We start from the raw sequence: 18,938 nt of genomic DNA, 5'->3' as shown, positions 1-18,938 counted from the left end.
AGAGAGTGGGGGAAGATGCAAATCCTCCCCCCATGCGATTATTGGTGATAACCGGACAAGAAGCGACCAAAGCGAGTGATCGACATTTCCAAATCATCCAGGCGCGGCAGCGTGACGATGCGCACATGATCCGGCCACGGCCAGTTGAAAGCAGTTCCTTGAACGAGAAGAACTTTCTCCTGTAACAGGAAATCAAGCACCATTTTCTGATCGTCATGAATATTGAAGCGCTTAGCGTCAATTTTCGGGAACATATATAGCGCTCCCTTCGGCTTGACACAGGACACGCCAGGAATGTCATTAATCAGCTCCCACGCGCGATTACGTTGTTCGTAAAGGCGTCCGCCCGGTACGATAAACTCGCTAATACTCTGGTAGCCACCGAGTGCGGTCTGAATCGCATGTTGTGCAGGGACGTTAGCGCAAAGACGCATGGAGGCCAGCATTTCCAGCCCTTCGATATAACCTTTGGCGTGCTTTTGCGGTCCGCTCAGCACCATCCAGCCTTGACGGAACCCTGCAACGCGGTAGGTCTTGGAAAGGCCGTTAAAGGTAATGGTAAACACGTCCGGCGCCATCGCTGCAATAGAATGGTGTTCGGCATCGTCATAAAGGATTTTGTCGTAGATCTCGTCGGCGAAAATAATGAGATTATGCTGACGCGCTATCTCAACAATCTCCATCAACAGCTCTTTCGAATAGACCGCACCGGTGGGGTTGTTCGGGTTGATGATGACGATCCCACGCGTGCGTGGCGTGATTTTCGCACGAATATCATCGAGATCCGGGAACCAGTCAGAGGATTCATCACACAGATAGTGCACGGCTTTGCCGCTTGAGAGCGACACTGCCGCTGTCCACAAAGGATAGTCCGGCGCCGGGACCAGCATTTCATCACCGCTGTTCAACAGGGCCTGCATTGATTGTACGATCAGCTCTGAAACGCCATTACCGATATAGATATCTTCGACGGTAACATCGCGCATGCCACGTGCCTGATAGTGCTGCATGATGGCTTTACGCGCTGAGTACAACCCTTTTGAGTCAGAATAACCTTGCGCGGTTGGCAGATTTCGAATGACGTCGACCAGAATTTCATCTGGTGCGTCAAAGCCAAAAGGCGCCGGGTTGCCGATGTTTAGTTTAAGAACTTTGTTGCCTTCTTCTTCCAGGCGTTTCGCCTCTTTGAGAACCGGCCCGCGTATGTCATAACAGACGTTATCTAATTTGCTGGATTTTTCGATGGAGGACATGAATCTTTGACCTTTTAGCTGTGAGTGCCACTTCCTGCCGTGGAAGTCAGCACCGAACAATGTACTCCCACGAGCGCAGGTTTTGAAGGGTGCGCAGAACAAGATTTTGCCTTAACCGCATCACAATTAACGTTTTTTAAACTACCATTATTGGTTAAATCTCTACATATCAGTGTTAAAGATATTGTTTGTGGTTTATGGTTCTTCTTACGCTGATTTTTGTCGATTTTTCTGCTAAAAAAGAAAGGTTATGTAGTGTGGGTGGCAATGAAGAAGAATGATTTCGTCTCATAATCATTCTCAATTCAAAGAGAGTGATAAATTTTAAAGTAACACACCGTCTGAGAAACAGCTAATCTGTGAAGATAATGTTAAGTATTATTAATACATAAGGTGATTCATTTTTCACGTTTATTTAATATTGCGAATGGAAAGGCCAAAATTTTTTAATATTAATAAAACTAAATCGTTCGCGAGATGATTTTTGGCGATCAGATTAATCGCAATAATGCTTATAAATATAATGGTTTTAGGTTAAAATGATGCCCGGAAATGGTTCTGTCAGGAAAGCCATGCTTTCTGTGTGGACTATTTGTTATTATTAGTTTGCTGTTATTACTCGTTTTTCTACTCCCGGTCAGCCATATGAATTGGCTGTATATGACGTGCTCGCCATGTACGGCTAAGAATGTTGCAAAAAATGTTTTTTCCTTAAAAGGATTAACAAGTATTCGCATGGTTTATATATTCAATAGGGAAGGGAGTATGCAGAATAAAGATGTTGAGTTTGTCTTGCTCCAGACTGTGACCTATAAACACCTGAACTTTTTGTCAAGTTGACCAGGGTGATAACTCTGCTGGATGCACATTAAAAAGGGAATTGCTTAAATCTTACGCGCACAGCATAAACCCGGGTAACTCCGAGTGAGGAACCCGTAAGTGAAAAAATATGATAAATGCAAATCGTCCGATACTGAATCTCGACCTCGATCTGCTGAGAACCTTTGTTGCGGTCGCTGATTTGAACACGTTCGCTGCGGCAGCTGCCGCAGTTTGTCGCACCCAGTCAGCGGTAAGTCAGCAAATGCAAAGACTGGAGCAGTTAGTAGGAAAGGAGCTTTTTGCCCGTCATGGTCGAAATAAGCTGTTAACTGAGCACGGCATTCAGTTACTGGGCTATGCAAGAAAGATCTTACGTTTCAATGATGAAGCATGTACATCGCTAATGTTTAGCAATTTACAGGGGGCATTAACGATCGGCGCTTCGGATGAATCTGCCGACACTATTTTGCCATTCCTGCTTAATCGTATTAGTTCTGTTTATCCAAAACTCGCATTGGATGTGCGTGTCAAACGCAACCCCTTTGCCGGGGACAGGCTGAAAGAAGATGATGTCGATCTTGTTGTGACTACTAACCGGCCAGGTGAATTCAATTGCCTGACACTGCGGACTTCACCCACGCACTGGTACTGCTCTGCGGAGTTTGTGTTGCAAAAAGGTGAGGCAGTGCCATTGGTTCTGTTAGACGAACCAAGCCCCTTCCGCGATATTGTGATTAATACGCTTAATGGAGCGAATATTCCCTGGCGTATTGCCTATGTGGCGTCCACCCTTTCAGCGGTAAAAGCGGCAGTTAAAGCCGGACTTGGCATCACTGCAAGGCCAGTAGAGATGATGAGTCCTGATTTAAGGGTGTTAGGTAAATCTGATGGCTTACCTCTGCTGCCTGAGACGGAATATCTTCTTTGCTATAATCCGCTTAGCCAAAATGAACTTGCGCAGGTGATTTTCGAGGCAATGGAGCACTATCAGAATCCATGGCATTACGGCAGTAGTGCTACCGAAGGGGGAGGGGATTCTCTGGTGATTGAAGGAGATTTTGGGTAACACTGGTCCCAAAAACTGGTAACAAAATGTAAGTGTGAAAACAGGCCGCTGGCAGCAAAAAAGCTGTCATCGGTTTGTTTTTTGCACAAATTGGTGCTATTTGTTGTAAAAAGTCAATAAATAATTAAATGAATCAATTATTTAATTATCCCTCCTGTCATATCATCTCTTTTGTTCTATAGTTTTTGGTAATGGACATTCATGTTAAAAAACTAGCTATTTTGTTGCCTTTTTTAGGAATGAATTAACAAAAGCGTGTCTCAGATCAAGAAAATACTCCCATAGAGGGGGAGGAATCCAGGCAAAATCCTGTCAAAATAAGAGGGTAATATTTGTTAAACTTCACAACGGACACGATTCAACACCCTGATTGTTTACGGGCTTTTTTTGAGGTTGCAGAAGAAAACGGCATTAAATGTTAATGAATTGCTGTCGATGTAAACTAATGTGAGGAAACTTTTGTTAAAGTTGACAAAAGGTTATAGAAAGGAGTAAAAACCCACATCGTTTGACCGACTTTGTCAAATTCGCACTGAACGTGTGGTTTTATTCCTCCCCATGAATCGATGTGGCGCCATCTGCCGGGAAGAGCAGAGGTATTAAGCGCTACCTTTTGAGTTAAGCAATGCGTATGTCAACATCCACTGAAATCATCGCTCATCATTGGGCATTCGCTATCTTTCTTATTGTCGCTATTGGCCTGTGCTGCCTGATGCTGGTCGGCGGCCGGTTCCTCGGTGGTCGGGCGCGTGCAAGACACAAAAACGTCCCGTTCGAGTCCGGTATCGATTCGGTAGGCTCAGCTCGCCTTCGTTTGTCTGCCAAGTTCTACCTGGTGGCCATGTTCTTCGTCATCTTCGACGTTGAAGCGCTCTATTTATATGCATGGTCAACCTCCATTCGTGAGAGTGGTTGGGTTGGTTTTGTCGAAGCCGCAATTTTCATTTTAGTGCTGCTGGCAGGTCTTGTTTACCTGGTGCGAATCGGTGCGCTGGACTGGACGCCTGAGCGTTCACGTCGCGAACGACTCAATCCGGAAACCGACAGCTACACTAATCGTCAACGCTAACCGCGAGGCAATAAGATGGATTATACGCTCACCCGCATAGATCCCAACGGTGAGAACGACCGTTACCCCCTGCAAAAACAGGAGATCGTAACCGACCCTCTGGAGCAGGAAGTGAATAAAACGGTGTTCATGGGCAAACTCCATGACCTGGTTAACTGGGGCCGTAAAAATTCAATCTGGCCTTATAACTTTGGCCTCTCCTGCTGCTACGTTGAGATGGTGACGTCATTCACTGCGGTGCATGACGTTGCGCGTTTCGGGGCTGAGGTGTTGCGTGCTTCACCGCGTCAGGCCGACCTGATGGTTATCGCGGGCACGCCGTTCACCAAAATGGCGCCGGTTATCCAGCGTCTGTATGACCAGATGCTTGAGCCAAAATGGGTCATTTCCATGGGCGCATGCGCCAATTCCGGCGGAATGTATGATATCTATTCCGTAGTCCAGGGCGTTGATAAATTCATCCCGGTGGATGTATACATCCCCGGCTGCCCGCCGCGTCCGGAAGCCTATATGCAGGCCCTGATGCTGTTGCAGGAATCCATTGGTAAAGAACGCCGCCCGCTGTCGTGGGTTGTAGGCGATCAAGGCGTGTATCGCGCCAATATGCAATCAGAGCGCGAGCGTAAACGCGGCGAACGTATTGCCGTCACGAATCTGCGTACACCTGACGAGATTTAATTTGCGCCTGTAGGTAACGGCAAACACTTCGCATTTTAATAATCAACTAACGCGGAGCCTTACCTGACAGTCACCACGGACCTTTTGCAATGGTGAACAATATGACTGACTTAACTGCGCAAGAAGCCAAAGAAGCCACATGGCAGACCCGGGATCACCTTGATGATCCGGTCATTGGTGAGTTGCGCAACCGTTTTGGGCCGGATGCCTTTACCGTTCAGGCTACCCGCACCGGGGTGCCCGTTGTTTGGGTGAAGCGCGAACAGTTACTGGAAGTAGGCGATTTCCTCAAGAAACTGCCTAAACCATACGTCATGCTGTTTGATTTACACGGCATGGACGAACGTCTACGTACACACCGCGCAGGTCTGCCTGCCGCGGATTTTTCCGTTTTCTATCACCTGATTTCCATTGAACGCAATCGCGATATCATGCTCAAGGTGGCGTTATCTGAAAACGATCTGCGTGTACCGACTTTCACCAAACTTTTCCCGAACGCGAACTGGTATGAGCGCGAAACCTGGGAAATGTTCGGTATTGATATCGAAGGCCACCCGCACCTGACGCGCATTATGATGCCGCAGACGTGGACAGGCCACCCGCTGCGTAAAGATTATCCGGCGCGTGCGACCGAATTCGATCCGTTTGAGCTGACGAAAGCGAAACAGGATCTGGAGATGGAATCGCTGAAGTTTAAACCGGAAGACTGGGGCATGAAGCGCGGTACCGACAATGAGGACTTCATGTTCCTCAACCTCGGTCCGAACCACCCGTCTGCGCACGGTGCATTCCGTATTATCCTCCAGCTTGATGGCGAAGAGATCGTCGACTGTGTGCCGGATATCGGTTACCACCACCGTGGTGCCGAGAAGATGGGCGAGCGTCAGTCCTGGCATAGTTACATTCCGTATACCGACCGTATTGAGTACCTCGGTGGTTGCGTTAATGAAATGCCATACGTGCTGGCGGTGGAAAAACTGGCCGGTATTACCGTGCCGGATCGCGTGAATGTGATTCGCGTGATGCTCTCCGAACTGTTCCGTATCAACAGCCATCTGCTGTACATCTCGACGTTTATTCAGGACGTTGGCGCGATGACCCCGGTCTTCTTCGCCTTTACCGATCGTCAGAAAATCTACGATCTGGTGGAAGCGATAACGGGTTTCCGTATGCACCCGGCCTGGTTCCGTATCGGTGGTGTGGCACACGATCTGCCGCGTGGCTGGGATCGTCTGCTGCGTGAATTCCTCGACTGGATGCCGAAGCGCCTTGCCTCCTACGAGAAAGCCGCGCTGCGTAACACCATTCTGAAAGGTCGTTCTCAGGGTGTGGCTGCTTATGGCGCGAAAGAAGCGCTGGAGTGGGGCACCACGGGCGCAGGCCTGCGTGCGACAGGGATTGACTTCGACGTGCGTAAGGCGCGCCCTTACTCCGGCTATGAAAACTTCGACTTCGAAGTCCCGGTTGGCGGCGGCATTTCCGACTGCTATACCCGCGTGATGCTGAAAGTGGAAGAGCTGCGCCAGAGTCTGCGCATCCTTGAGCAGTGCCTCAACAATATGCCGGAAGGCCCGTTCAAAGCGGATCACCCGCTGACAACGCCGCCGCCGAAAGAGCGCACGCTGCAGCATATCGAAACCCTGATCACCCACTTCCTGCAGGTTTCCTGGGGCCCGGTTATGCCGGCGCAGGAGTCCTTCCAGATGATTGAAGCGACCAAGGGTATTAACAGTTACTACCTGACCAGTGATGGCAGCACCATGAGCTACCGTACTCGCGTACGTACGCCAAGCTTTGCGCACCTGCAACAGATCCCGTCCGCCATCCGGGGCAGTCTGGTCTCTGACCTGATTGTGTATCTGGGTAGTATTGATTTTGTTATGTCAGATGTGGACCGCTAATTATGCACGAGAATCAATTACCAGAAACCGAGGCTTTTGAGCTGAGTGCGGCAGAGCGTGAAGCCATTGAGCACGAGATGCACCACTACGAAGATCCGCGTGCTGCGTCCATTGAAGCGCTGAAAATCGTTCAGAAACAGCGTGGCTGGGTGCCGGACGGTGCGATTTATGCCATCGCTGATGTGCTGGGTATCCCGGCGAGCGATGTGGAAGGTGTGGCGACATTCTATAGCCAAATCTTCCGCCAGCCGGTAGGCCGTCATGTGATCCGCTACTGCGACAGCGTGGTATGCCATATCACTGGTTATCAGGGTATTCAGTCTGCTATTGAAAGCCATCTGAAAATCAAACCGGGCCAGACCACCTTCGATGGTCGCTTTACGCTGTTGCCAACCTGCTGCCTGGGTAACTGCGATAAGGGGCCGAACATGATGATTGATGAGGATACTCATGCGCATCTGACCCCGGAAGGCATTCCCGAATTACTGGAGCGGTATAAATGAAAAACGTTATCCGTACTCCCGAAACGCATCCGCTGACCTGGCGTCTGCGTGATGATAAGCAGCCCGTGTGGCTGGATGAATATCAAAGCAAAAACGGGTATGCCGGTGCGCGTCGTGCGCTGACCGGTATGGCGCCGGATGACATCGTAAATGAGGTCAAAGACTCAGGTCTGAAAGGTCGTGGCGGCGCTGGCTTCTCCACGGGTCTGAAGTGGAGCCTGATGCCGAAAGACGAATCCATGAATTTCCGTTACCTGCTGTGTAACGCCGATGAAATGGAACCGGGTACCTACAAAGACCGTTTATTGATGGAGCAACTGCCGCACCTGCTGGTTGAAGGCATGCTCATTTCCGCGTTTGCGCTGAAAGCGTACCGTGGCTACATCTTCTTGCGCGGTGAATATATTGAAGCGGCGGTGCATTTGCGCCGTGCGATTGCCGAAGCGACCGAAGCAGGACTGCTTGGCAAAAATATTCTCGGCAGCGGGTTCGATTTCGAACTGTTCGTGCATACCGGGGCAGGGCGTTATATCTGCGGTGAAGAGACTGCGCTGATTAACTCCCTCGAAGGTCGCCGCGCCAACCCTCGCTCCAAGCCGCCGTTCCCGGCGAGTTCCGGCGTATGGGGAAAACCGACCTGTGTTAATAACGTTGAAACCCTGTGTAACGTCCCGGCGATCCTCGCTAACGGCGTGGAGTGGTACCAGAATATTTCGAAGAGCAAAGACGCTGGCACCAAACTGATGGGTTTCTCCGGTCGCGTGAAAAATCCGGGTCTGTGGGAGTTGCCGTTTGGCACCACTGCTCGCGAGATCCTTGAGGATTACGCGGGCGGCATGCGTGATGGCCTGAAATTCAAAGCCTGGCAGCCGGGCGGAGCCGGTACGGACTTCCTGACCGAAGCGCATCTGGATCTGCCGATGGAATTCGAAAGCATTGGTAAAGCGGGTAGCCGCCTGGGTACGGCGCTGGCAATGGCGGTGGACCACGAAATTGGCATGGTTTCGCTGGTGCGCAACCTGGAAGAGTTTTTCGCCCGTGAGTCCTGCGGTTGGTGTACGCCTTGCCGTGACGGTTTGCCGTGGAGCGTGAAAATTCTGCGCGCATTAGAGCGTGGCGAGGGCCAGCCCGGGGATATCGAGACACTTGAGCAACTGTGTCGTTTCCTCGGACCGGGTAAAACCTTCTGTGCGCATGCGCCAGGTGCGGTAGAGCCGCTGCAGAGCGCAATTAAATACTTCCGCGAAGAATTCGAGGCAGGCATTAAGCAACAGTTCAGCAATACCCAGGCTATTCACGGGATTCAGCCGAACCTGCTTAAAACGCGCTGGTGAGTTAAATTTCTAATTTGGAAGCACGCTAATGGCTACGATTCATGTAGACGGCAAAGAATACGAGGTTAACGGAGCGGACAACCTGTTACAGGCATGCCTCTCTATGGGCCTTGATATTCCTTATTTTTGCTGGCATCCGGCGCTGGGCAGCGTGGGTGCGTGCCGCCAGTGTGCGGTGAAGCAATATCAAAACGCGGAAGACACGCGTGGTCGCCTGGTTATGTCCTGTATGACCCCGGCGTCCGATGGCACTTTTATTTCTATCGACGATGAAGAAGCGAAGCAGTTCCGTGAAAGCGTTGTCGAGTGGCTGATGACCAACCACCCGCACGACTGTCCGGTTTGTGAAGAGGGCGGTAACTGCCACCTGCAGGATATGACCGTGATGACGGGACATAGCTTCCGTCGCTACCGTTTCACCAAACGTACTCATCGCAACCAGGACCTGGGGCCGTTCATCTCTCATGAAATGAACCGCTGCATCGCTTGCTATCGTTGCGTGCGTTACTACAAAGACTACGCAGACGGCGCAGATCTTGGCGTCTATGGCGCACATGACAACGTCTACTTTGGTCGTCCGGAAGATGGCACGCTTGAAAGCGAATTTTCCGGGAACCTGGTGGAAATCTGCCCGACCGGCGTCTTCACCGATAAAACCCACTCCGAGCGTTACAACCGTAAGTGGGATATGCAGTTTGCTCCAAGTATCTGCCAGCAATGCTCGCTGGGCTGTAATACCAGCCCGGGTGAACGTTACGGTGAACTGCGTCGTATCGAAAACCGTTATAACGGGACCGTTAACCACTACTTCCTCTGTGACCGTGGTCGTTTTGGCTATGGCTATGTGAACCTGAAAGACCGTCCGCGTCAGCCGGTTCAGCGCCGTGGTGATGATCTTATCACCCTCAACGCCGAGCAGGCGATGCAGGGCGCGGCAGATATTCTGCGCCAGTCGAAGAAAGTGATCGGTATTGGCTCCCCGCGTGCCAGTGTTGAAAGCAACTTTGCGCTGCGTGAGCTGGTAGGGGCAGAAAACTTCTATACCGGTATCGCCAGTGGCGAGCAGGAACGTCTGCAGTTAATGCTTAAAGTGCTGCGTGAAGGTGGTATTCATACCCCGGCGCTGCGCGAGATTGAATCTTATGATGCGGTGCTGGTGCTGGGGGAAGACATTACCCAGACTGGCGCACGTGTCGCACTGGCGGTCCGTCAGGCAGTGAAAGGGAAAGCACGTGAAATGGCAGCGGCGCAGAAAGTAGCTGACTGGCAGATTGCAGCGATCCTGAACATTGGTCAGCGCGCCAAACACCCATTGTTTGTCACCAACGTTGACGATACCCGTCTGGACGATATCGCCGCTTGGACTTACCGCGCACCGGTAGAAGATCAGGCCCGTTTAGGCTTTGCGATTGCCCATGCGCTGGATGAGGCTTCTCCAGCGGTCGGTGGTTTGAGCAACGATCTGCGTGGCAAGGTTGATGTTATCGTTCAGGCACTGGCAGGCGCGAAAAAACCGCTGATCATTTCTGGCACCAACACAGGCAGCACGGCTGTAATTCAGGCCGCTGCTAACGTGGCGAAAGCGCTCAAAGGCCGCGGTGCCGATGTCGGTATCACCATGATTGCCCGTTCGACCAACAGCGTCGGTCTGGGTCTGATGGGTGGTGGTTCGCTGGATGACGCACTGACTGAACTGGAAACCGGTGCTGCGGATGCAGTCATCGTGCTGGAAAACGATCTGCATCGTCATGCTGCTGCCAGCCGTGTGAATGCTGCGCTGGATAAAGCGCCGCTGGTGCTGGTTATTGATCATCAGCGTACGGCGATTATGGACCATGCGCATCTGGTGCTGTCTGCGGCAAGCTTCGCGGAAAGCGACGGTACGGTTATCAACAACGAAGGACGCGCCCAGCGCTTCTTCCAGGTGTATGACCCGGCCTATTACGACAGCAAGACAATTATGCTGGAAAGCTGGCGCTGGCTGCACTCACTGCACAGCACCGTACAGAGCCGGGAAGTGGACTGGACGCAGCTTGACCATGTTATCGATGCTGTAGTTGAAAAAATGCCGCAGTTCGCCGGTATCAAAGACGCCGCACCGGATGCCAGCTTCCGTATCCGTGGTCAGAAACTGGCACGTGAGCCGCACCGCTACAGTGGTCGTACGGCAATGCGCGCCAATATCAGTGTTCACGAACCTCGCCAGCCGCAGGATAAAGACACCATGTTCGCCTTCTCAATGGAAGGGAACAACCAGCCGTCCGCACCGCGTTCACAAATTCCGTTCGCATGGGCACCGGGCTGGAACTCCCCGCAGGCATGGAACAAGTTCCAGGCTGAGGTAGGCGGTTCACTGCGCCACGGCGATCCGGGCGTGCGTCTGATTGAAGCCTCCGCTACCGGCCTGGATTACTTCACTTCCGTTCCGGCAGGCTTTACACCGCAGGACGGCCAGTGGCGAATTGCGCCTTACTACCATCTGTTCGGCAGTGATGAACTGTCTCAGCGTTCTCCGGTCTTCCAGAGCCGTATGCCGGAGCCGTATATCAAACTCAACCCGGCAGATGCTGCGAAGTTGGGGGTGAATGCGGGCGCGTATATTTCGTTCAGTTACGACGGTCAGACTATCAGCCTGCCGTTGCAGCTTTCCGAAGGGCTGACGGCAGGGCAGGTAGGGCTGCCGATGGGCATGCCGGGCATTGCGCCGGTACTGGCCGGAGCACGTCTTGAAAATCTGCAGGAGGCGCAAGCATGAGTTGGTTAACACCGGATGTTATCGACATTCTGTTAGGTATCATCAAGGCTGTCGTGATCCTGCTGGTTGTGGTCACCTGCGGCGCGCTCATGAGTTTTGGCGAACGTCGTCTGCTCGGTCTGTTCCAGAATCGCTACGGACCGAACCGCGTAGGCTGGGGTGGTTCACTCCAGATTGTCGCGGACATGATCAAGATGTTCTTTAAAGAGGACTGGATCCCGAAATTTACTGACCGGGTTATCTTCACCCTCGCGCCGATGATCGCTTTTACCTCTCTGCTGTTGGCCTTCGCCATTGTTCCGGTGAGTCCGGGCTGGGTGGTGGCTGATCTGAACATCGGGATTTTGTTCTTCCTGATGATGGCAGGTCTGGCGGTCTACGCGGTGCTGTTCGCTGGCTGGTCGAGTAACAACAAATACTCCCTGCTCGGTGCGATGCGTGCTTCTGCGCAGACGCTGAGCTACGAAGTGTTTCTTGGCCTTTCGCTGATGGGCGTGGTGGCGCAGGCGGGTTCATTCAACATGACCGACATCGTCAACAACCAGGCTCATATCTGGAACGTTATTCCGCAGTTCTTTGGTTTTATTACCTTTGCTATCGCGGGCGTGGCGGTGTGTCACCGTCATCCGTTTGACCAGCCAGAAGCCGAGCAGGAACTGGCCGATGGTTACCACATTGAATATTCCGGTATGAAGTTCGGCCTGTTCTTTGTGGGGGAATACATCGGTATCGTGACCATCTCTGCACTGATGGTGACGTTGTTCTTCGGTGGCTGGCATGGCCCGTTCTTACCGCCATTCATCTGGTTCGCGATTAAAACTGCGTTCTTTATGATGATGTTCATTTTGATTCGCGCAGCGTTACCCCGTCCGCGTTATGACCAGGTAATGTCCTTCGGCTGGAAAATATGTCTGCCGCTGACGCTTCTCAATCTGTTGGGTACGGCGGCTGTCATTCTCTGGCAAGCGCAATAAGGGGTGAAAAGACCATGACTTTAAAAGAATTACTCGTGGGCTTCGGCACCCAGGTGCGCAGTATCTGGATGATCGGCCTGCATGCGTTTGCAAAACGCGAAACCAGGATGTACCCGGAAGAACCGGTGTATTTGCCGCCGCGCTATCGTGGTCGCATCGTATTGACGCGTGACCCGGACGGCGCTGAGCGTTGCGTAGCCTGTAACCTGTGTGCGGTTGCGTGTCCGGTAGGCTGTATCTCTCTGCAAAAAGCAGAGACGGTAGATGGCCGCTGGTATCCGGAATTCTTCCGTATTAACTTCTCTCGCTGCATTTTCTGCGGTCTGTGTGAAGAGGCGTGCCCAACGACTGCAATCCAGCTGACCCCAGACTTCGAACTGGGTGAGTACAAGCGCCAGGATCTGGTGTACGAAAAAGAGGATCTGCTGATCTCCGGTCCGGGTAAATATCCGGAATATAACTTCTACCGGATGGCAGGTATGGCAATCGACGGGAAAGATAAAGGCGAGGCGCAGAACGAAGCCAAACCTATCGACGTCAAGAGCCTGTTACCGTAAGGAGAGGGGCAATGGAGTTCGCTTTTTATATCTGTGGCCTGGTAGCCATCCTCGCGACACTACGGGTTATTACCCATACTAATCCGGTGCATGCGTTGCTGTACCTGATCGTGTCGCTGCTGGCGATTGCAGGTGTCTTCTTCTCACTTGGCGCCTATTTTGCCGGTGCGCTGGAAATCATCGTTTACGCGGGCGCCATTATGGTGCTGTTTGTGTTTGTGGTGATGATGCTCAATCTGGGCGGCAGCGAAATCGAACAGGAGCGCCAGTGGCTGAGACCGCAAGTCTGGGTTGGTCCGGCGCTGTTGTCTGCCGTGCTGCTGGGCGTGGTTGTCTATGCCATTACTGGCGTTAACGATCAGGGTATTGATGGTACGCCGATCAGCGCGAAAGCGGTGGGCAAGGACCTGTTTGGCGCATATGTGCTGGCGGTTGAGCTGGCTTCTATGCTGCTGCTGGCAGGCCTGGTGGTCGCCTTCCATGTTGGTCGTGAAGATCGCATGGGTGAAGTGCTGAGCAATCGGGCGGACGATCGCGCGAAAAGAAAAACGGAGGAGCGCGCATGATCCCTTTACAACATGGACTGATCCTCGCGGCGATATTATTCGTGCTGGGCTTAACGGGTCTGGTTATTCGTCGCAACCTGCTGTTTATGCTGATCGGGCTTGAGATCATGATCAATGCCGCTGCGCTGGCTTTTGTGGTGGCAGGCAGCTACTGGGGGCAGACTGACGGTCAGATAATGTACATCCTCGCCATTAGCCTCGCGGCTGCCGAAGCGAGTATTGGCCTGGCGTTGCTGCTGCAACTCCATCGTCGCCGTCAGAATCTGAATATCGATTCAGTAAGTGAGATGCGTGGATGAACATGCTCGCCTTAACCATTATTTTTCCTCTGATTGGCTTTTTGCTGCTCTCTTTTTCTCGCGGGCGCTGGTCGGAAAATCTGTCTGCCACCGTGGGTATCGGCTCTATCGGCTTATCTGCGCTGGTAACGGCGATTGTCGGACTGGATTTCATCAATAACGGTCATCAGGGGTTCACCCAACCGCTGTGGACCTGGATGTCTGTTGGCAACTTCAACATCAGCTTTAGTCTGGTGCTGGATGGTCTGTCGCTGACCATGCTCTCTGTGGTCACCGGGGTTGGCTTCCTGATCCATATGTTCGCCTCCTGGTATATGCGCGGTGAAGAGGGTTACTCCCGCTTCTTCGCCTACACCAACCTGTTTATCGCGAGCATGGTGATTCTGGTGCTGGCGGATAACCTGCTGTTGATGTATCTGGGCTGGGAAGGCGTGGGTCTGTGTTCTTATCTGCTGATCGGTTTCTACTACACCGATCCGAAGAATGGCGCAGCTGCAATGAAAGCGTTTGTCGTAACCCGCGTGGGTGACGTCTTCCTCGCCTTTGCGCTGTTCATTCTTTATAACGAACTGGGCACGCTGAACTTCCGCGAAATGGTTGAACTGGCACCACAGCACTTCGCCAACGGCAGCACCATGCTGCAATGGGCGACACTGATGCTGCTGGGTGGTGCGGTCGGTAAATCGGCGCAGTTGCCGTTGCAAACGTGGCTGGCTGATGCGATGGCAGGCCCAACGCCTGTCTCCGCACTGATCCACGCCGCAACGATGGTGACTGCGGGTGTTTACCTGATTGCGCGCACGCATGGCCTGTTCCTGTTAACGCCGGAAATTCTGCATCTGGTTGGGATTGTCGGGGCAGTAACCTTACTGCTGGCGGGTTTTGCTGCGCTGGTACAGACCGACATCAAACGCGTTCTCGCTTACTCCACCATGAGCCAGATTGGTTATATGTTCCTGGCATTGGGCGTGCAGGCGTGGGATGCGGCGATTTTCCATCTGATGACGCACGCATTCTTTAAAGCGCTGCTGTTCCTCTCGTCGGGTTCGGTGATCCTGGCCTGCCATCACGAGCAGAACATTTTCAAAATGGGCGGTTTGCGTAAGTCTATTCCGCTGGTTTATGCCTGTTTCCTTGTCGGTGGTGCGGCGCTGTCAGCATTACCGATTGTGACGGCGGGCTTCTTTAGTAAGGACGAAATTCTTGCGGGTGCCGTGGCGAACGGTCATATCAACCTGATGGTTGCGGGCCTTGTCGGCGCGTTTATGACCTCGCTGTATACGTTCCGTATGATTTTCATCGTCTTCCATGGCAAAGAACAAATTCATGCGCATGCAGGGAAGGGGATTACCCATCATCTGCCGCTGATTGTGCTGCTGGTACTGTCCACGTTTGTCGGCGCGATGATTGTTCCGCCGCTGCATGGCGTACTGCCGGAAACCACAGAGCTTGAACACGGTAGCGTGGTCATGCTGGAAGTGGCTTCGGGCGCAGTTGCTATCGTCGGTATCCTGCTGGCAGCCTGGCTGTGGTTGGGTAAACGCAGCCTGGTCAACGCTGTCGCGAACAGTGCGGCGGGTCGTTTCTTCGGTACGTGGTGGTTTAACGCGTGGGGCTTCGACTGGTTATACGATCGCGTGTTCGTTAAACCGTTCCTCGGCGTGGCCTGGCTGCTTAAGAGCGATCCGCTCAATGCACTGATGAACATTCCGGCAATCCTTTCCCGCTTCGCTGGCCGTGGCCTGCTGTTCAGCGAGAACGGATACCTGCGCTGGTATGTGGCATCTATGAGCATTGGCGCAGTGGTGATTCTGGCATTGCTGATGGTATTGCGTTGAGTTTGAGAGCGTTGTGTTACCCGGTGTGACAGCCGGGTCTACGACACCGTAGGTCGGGTAAGCGTTGGCGTCACCCGGCATAACAAGCCTCAAACTGAATTGAATTTTCTGTTGTGAGAATTCGTTGAAAATCGGTCCGTAAGGACAGGCATTATCGGCGAAGTCAAAGTAGGCACCGCCTGCGCGCAACAACCGGAGCGTATAAAGTACGTGAAGATTGTGAGCACAGCCGGAGTTCGCTATGACGAGCAAGAGAGCCTGAACCGGACTTTAACAAGGAATAAAAATCGCCATGTTACTACCCTGGCTAATACTAATTCCCTTCATCGGTGGCTTCCTGTGCTGGCAGACCGAACGCTTCGGCGTACGTGTGCCGCGCTGGATAGCGCTGATAACCATGGGACTCACGCTGGCGCTTGGCCTGCAACTCTGGTTGCAGGGCGGCTATTCACTGACGCAATCCGCTGGCATTCCGCAGTGGCAATCGGAGTTTTTACTCCCATGGATCCCGCGTTTTGGCATCAATATCCATTTAGCGCTCGACGGTTTGTCTCTGCTGATGGTGGTGCTGACCGGTTTCCTCGGCGTACTGGCGGTACTTTGTTCCTGGCGTGAAATCGAAAAATATCAGGGCTTTTTCCACCTGAACCTGATGTGGATCCTGGGTGGCGTCATCGGCGTGTTCCTGGCCATCGACATGTTCCTGTTCTTCTTCTTCTGGGAAATGATGCTGGTGCCGATGTACTTCCTGATCGCTCTCTGGGGCCACAAAGCCTCCGACGGGAAGACGCGTATCACCGCAGCGACCAAATTCTTCATTTATACCCAGGCAAGTGGTCTGGTGATGTTGATTGCGATTCTGGCGCTGGTACTGGTGCATCATAACGCGACAGGCGTCTGGACTTTCAACTATGAAGACCTGCTGAAAACCCCGATGTCTGCTGGCGTTGAATACCTGCTGATGCTGGGCTTCTTTATCGCGTTTGCAGTAAAAATGCCGGTTGTTCCGTTGCATGGCTGGCTGCCGGATGCGCACTCCCAGGCACCGACGGCAGGTTCCGTTGACCTGGCAGGCATCTTGCTGAAAACCGCGGCCTATGGTCTGCTGCGTTTCGCACTGCCACTGTTCCCGAACGCTTCTGCCGAGTTTGCGCCGATTGCCATGTGGCTGGGTGTAATTGGTATTTTCTACGGCGCGTGGATGGCCTTCTCGCAGTACGATATCAAACGTCTGATCGCCTATACCTCCGTTTCGCATATGGGCTTCGTGCTGATTGCCATCTACACCGGCAGCCAACTGGCCTATCAGGGCGCGGTTATTCAGATGATTGCCCACGGTCTTTCTGCCGCCGGCCTCTTCATCCTGTGCGGCCAGCTGTACGAACGTCTGCATACCCGTGATATGCGTATGATGGGCGGTTTGTGGGGCAAAATTAAATGGTTGCCAGCCTTATCGATGTTCTTCGCGGTTGCCACCCTGGGTATGCCTGGCACCGGTAACTTCGTCGGCGAATTTATGATTTTGTTCGGCAGCTACCAGGTCGTTCCGGTGATTACCGTTATTTCGACCTTTGGTCTGGTGTTCGCGTCTGTTTACTCACTGGCGATGCTGCATCGCGCTTACTTCGGTAAAGCAAAAAGCGAGCTGGCCAGTAAAGCGTTACCAGGGATGTCACTGCGCGAGCTGTTGATGATTTTGTCGCTGGTTGTACTTCTGGTACTGCTTGGCTTCTATCCGCAGCCGATTCTGGATACCTCGCATTCCGCGATGAGTAATATCCAGCAGTGGTTTGTTAATTCAGTTTCTACTACAAGGCCGTAAAGCGCTTATGACTTTAACCACACAACACCTGATTGCGCTGCTGCCGCTGCTGATCGTCGGATTGACGGTGGTGGTTGTGATGCTCTCCATTGCGTGGCGACGCAACCATTTCTTCAATGCCACGCTATCGGTTATTGGTCTGAACGTCGCTCTGCTGTCGCTCTGGTTTGTTGGCCAGGCGGGCGCGATGGACGTGACGCCATTAATGCGCGTCGACGGTTACGCCATGCTGTATACCGGCCTGGTGCTACTGGCGAGCCTTGCCACCTGTACGTTTGCATACCCCTGGCTTGAAGGCTACAACGACAACAAAGAAGAGTTCTATTTACTGGTGCTGATAGCTGCACTGGGCGGAATTCTGCTGGCGAACGCCAACCATATGGCCGCACTGTTCCTTGGTATCGAGCTTATCTCTTTACCGCTGTTCGGGCTGATTGGTTACGCTTTTCGTCAAAAACGTTCGCTGGAAGCCAGTATCAAGTACACCATCCTGTCTGCCGCAGCCTCTTCTTTTCTGCTGTTCGGTATGGCGCTGGTTTACGCACAGTCCGGCAATCTGTCTTTCGTCGCGCTGGGCAAGAGCATTACCGGGGATGTGCTGCATGAACCGCTGCTGCTGACCGGTCTGGGGCTGATGATTGTTGGTCTTGGTTTTAAACTGTCTCTGGTGCCGTTCCACCTGTGGACGCCGGACGTTTATCAGGGGGCGCCAGCGCCGGTTTCGACCTTCCTGGCGACGGCAAGCAAGATTGCTATCTTTGGCGTCGTGATGCGTCTGTTCCTGTACGCACCGGTAGGCCAAAGCGAAGCCATCCGTGTCGTACTGGGTCTGATCGCTTTCGTTTCTATTATCTTCGGTAACCTGATGGCGCTGAGCCAGACCAATATTAAACGTCTGCTTGGTTACTCTTCCATTTCCCATCTGGGTTATCTGCTGGTAGCGCTGATTGCACTGCAAAGCGGTGAGATGTCGATGGAAACAGTAGGTGTCTATCTGGCCGGTTATCTGTTCAGCAGCCTCGGCGCGTTCGGCGTGGTGAGCCTGATGTCGAGCCCGTATCGCGGTCCGGATGCAGAATCCCTGTTCTCCTATCGCGGCTTGTTCTGGCATCGTCCGATTCTGTCAGCGGTAATGACGGTGATGATGCTATCGCTGGCAGGTATTCCAATGACGCTGGGCTTTATCGGTAAGTTCTACGTACTGGCCGTGGGTGTACAGGCACACCTGTGGTGGTTGACGGCAGCCGTGGTTCTGGGCTCTGCAATTGGTCTTTACTACTACCTGCGTGTGGCGGTGAGTCTCTACCTGAGCGCGCCGCAACAGCTTAACCGTGATGCACCGAGTAACTGGCAGTACAGCGCCGGTGGTGTTGTGGTACTGATCTCTGCACTACTCGTACTGCTGCTTGGTATCTACCCGCAGCCGCTGATTTCGCTGGTACAACTGGCAAGGCCGCTTATGTAAGGCCTTACCGCTAATAAAAAACCGCCGAATCGGCGG

The 18,938-nt window shown here is 52.7% G+C and carries 15 protein-coding genes; 14 read left to right on the top strand and 1 reads right to left on the bottom strand.

Annotation, left to right across the window (positions count from 1 at the left end):
* Positions 1 to 38 precede the first annotated feature (38 nt).
* Positions 39 to 1,253, bottom strand: coding sequence for an alanine transaminase AlaA (alaA, locus tag AAIG39_RS19460; protein WP_090085245.1), 1,215 nt, complete (start codon positions 1,251 to 1,253; stop codon positions 39 to 41).
* A 949-nt stretch (positions 1,254 to 2,202) separates the two neighbouring features.
* On the opposite strand from alaA, the gene lrhA reads away from it, so the two are divergent.
* The 14 genes from lrhA (at position 2,203) to nuoN (ending at position 18,902) form a co-directional block, all read left to right on the top strand.
* Positions 2,203 to 3,141, top strand: coding sequence for a transcriptional regulator LrhA (gene lrhA / locus AAIG39_RS19455; protein WP_249569241.1), 939 nt, complete (start codon positions 2,203 to 2,205; stop codon positions 3,139 to 3,141).
* Between the two features lie 625 nt (positions 3,142 to 3,766).
* Complete coding sequence (gene nuoA / locus AAIG39_RS19450) at positions 3,767 to 4,210, top strand: NADH-quinone oxidoreductase subunit NuoA (RefSeq protein ID WP_090085251.1); 444 nt, start codon at positions 3,767 to 3,769, stop codon at positions 4,208 to 4,210.
* Positions 4,211 to 4,225: 15 nt separating this feature from the next.
* Positions 4,226 to 4,888, top strand: a complete 663-nt coding sequence (gene nuoB / locus AAIG39_RS19445) for an NADH-quinone oxidoreductase subunit NuoB (protein WP_039079880.1) — start codon at positions 4,226 to 4,228, stop codon at positions 4,886 to 4,888.
* An 89-nt stretch (positions 4,889 to 4,977) separates the two neighbouring features.
* Complete coding sequence (nuoC, locus tag AAIG39_RS19440; RefSeq protein WP_090085253.1) at positions 4,978 to 6,789, top strand: NADH-quinone oxidoreductase subunit C/D; 1,812 nt, start codon at positions 4,978 to 4,980, stop codon at positions 6,787 to 6,789.
* Between the two features lie 2 nt (positions 6,790 to 6,791).
* Entirely contained in the window at positions 6,792 to 7,292 is a 501-nt protein-coding gene (nuoE, locus tag AAIG39_RS19435) for an NADH-quinone oxidoreductase subunit NuoE (protein ID WP_039079881.1), read from the top strand.
* The gene (gene nuoF, locus AAIG39_RS19430) at positions 7,289 to 8,626 is read left to right on the top strand and encodes an NADH-quinone oxidoreductase subunit NuoF (protein WP_343194530.1); all 1,338 of its coding nucleotides are present in this window, start codon (positions 7,289 to 7,291) and stop codon (positions 8,624 to 8,626) included. The genes nuoE and nuoF overlap by 4 nt, the downstream gene beginning before the upstream one ends.
* Positions 8,627 to 8,654: 28 nt before the next feature.
* Positions 8,655 to 11,381 (top strand): NADH-quinone oxidoreductase subunit NuoG, encoded by a 2,727-nt coding sequence (gene nuoG / locus AAIG39_RS19425; protein WP_090085257.1) that lies wholly within the window; start codon positions 8,655 to 8,657, stop codon positions 11,379 to 11,381.
* Positions 11,378 to 12,355: an NADH-quinone oxidoreductase subunit NuoH gene (gene nuoH / locus AAIG39_RS19420; protein WP_090085258.1), complete on the top strand. Its 978-nt coding sequence runs from the start codon at positions 11,378 to 11,380 to the stop codon at positions 12,353 to 12,355. Before nuoG ends, nuoH begins: the two co-directional genes overlap by 4 nt.
* 14 nt (positions 12,356 to 12,369) lie before the next feature.
* Positions 12,370 to 12,912, top strand: a complete 543-nt coding sequence (nuoI, locus tag AAIG39_RS19415) for an NADH-quinone oxidoreductase subunit NuoI (protein WP_039079885.1) — start codon at positions 12,370 to 12,372, stop codon at positions 12,910 to 12,912.
* 11 nt (positions 12,913 to 12,923) lie between these two features.
* The gene (gene nuoJ, locus AAIG39_RS19410) at positions 12,924 to 13,478 is read left to right on the top strand and encodes an NADH-quinone oxidoreductase subunit J (protein WP_090085260.1); all 555 of its coding nucleotides are present in this window, start codon (positions 12,924 to 12,926) and stop codon (positions 13,476 to 13,478) included.
* Positions 13,475 to 13,777, top strand: coding sequence for an NADH-quinone oxidoreductase subunit NuoK (gene nuoK / locus AAIG39_RS19405; RefSeq protein WP_004388260.1), 303 nt, complete (start codon positions 13,475 to 13,477; stop codon positions 13,775 to 13,777). Before nuoJ ends, nuoK begins: the two co-directional genes overlap by 4 nt.
* Positions 13,774 to 15,615, top strand: coding sequence for an NADH-quinone oxidoreductase subunit L (gene nuoL, locus AAIG39_RS19400; RefSeq protein ID WP_090085262.1), 1,842 nt, complete (start codon positions 13,774 to 13,776; stop codon positions 15,613 to 15,615). The genes nuoK and nuoL overlap by 4 nt, the downstream gene beginning before the upstream one ends.
* A gap of 292 nt (positions 15,616 to 15,907) precedes the next feature.
* Entirely contained in the window at positions 15,908 to 17,437 is a 1,530-nt protein-coding gene (gene nuoM, locus AAIG39_RS19395) for an NADH-quinone oxidoreductase subunit M (RefSeq protein WP_090085264.1), read from the top strand.
* Positions 17,438 to 17,444: 7 nt separating this feature from the next.
* Positions 17,445 to 18,902: an NADH-quinone oxidoreductase subunit NuoN gene (nuoN, locus tag AAIG39_RS19390; protein WP_343194529.1), complete on the top strand. Its 1,458-nt coding sequence runs from the start codon at positions 17,445 to 17,447 to the stop codon at positions 18,900 to 18,902.
* Positions 18,903 to 18,938 lie beyond the last annotated feature (36 nt).

The sequence above is a fragment of the Phytobacter palmae genome, assembly GCF_039409775.1.
Classification (GTDB): domain Bacteria; phylum Pseudomonadota; class Gammaproteobacteria; order Enterobacterales; family Enterobacteriaceae; genus Phytobacter; species Phytobacter palmae.
The sequence above is the reverse complement of the archived record's forward strand: the minus strand, read 5'-3'. Positions and strand labels throughout refer to the sequence as shown.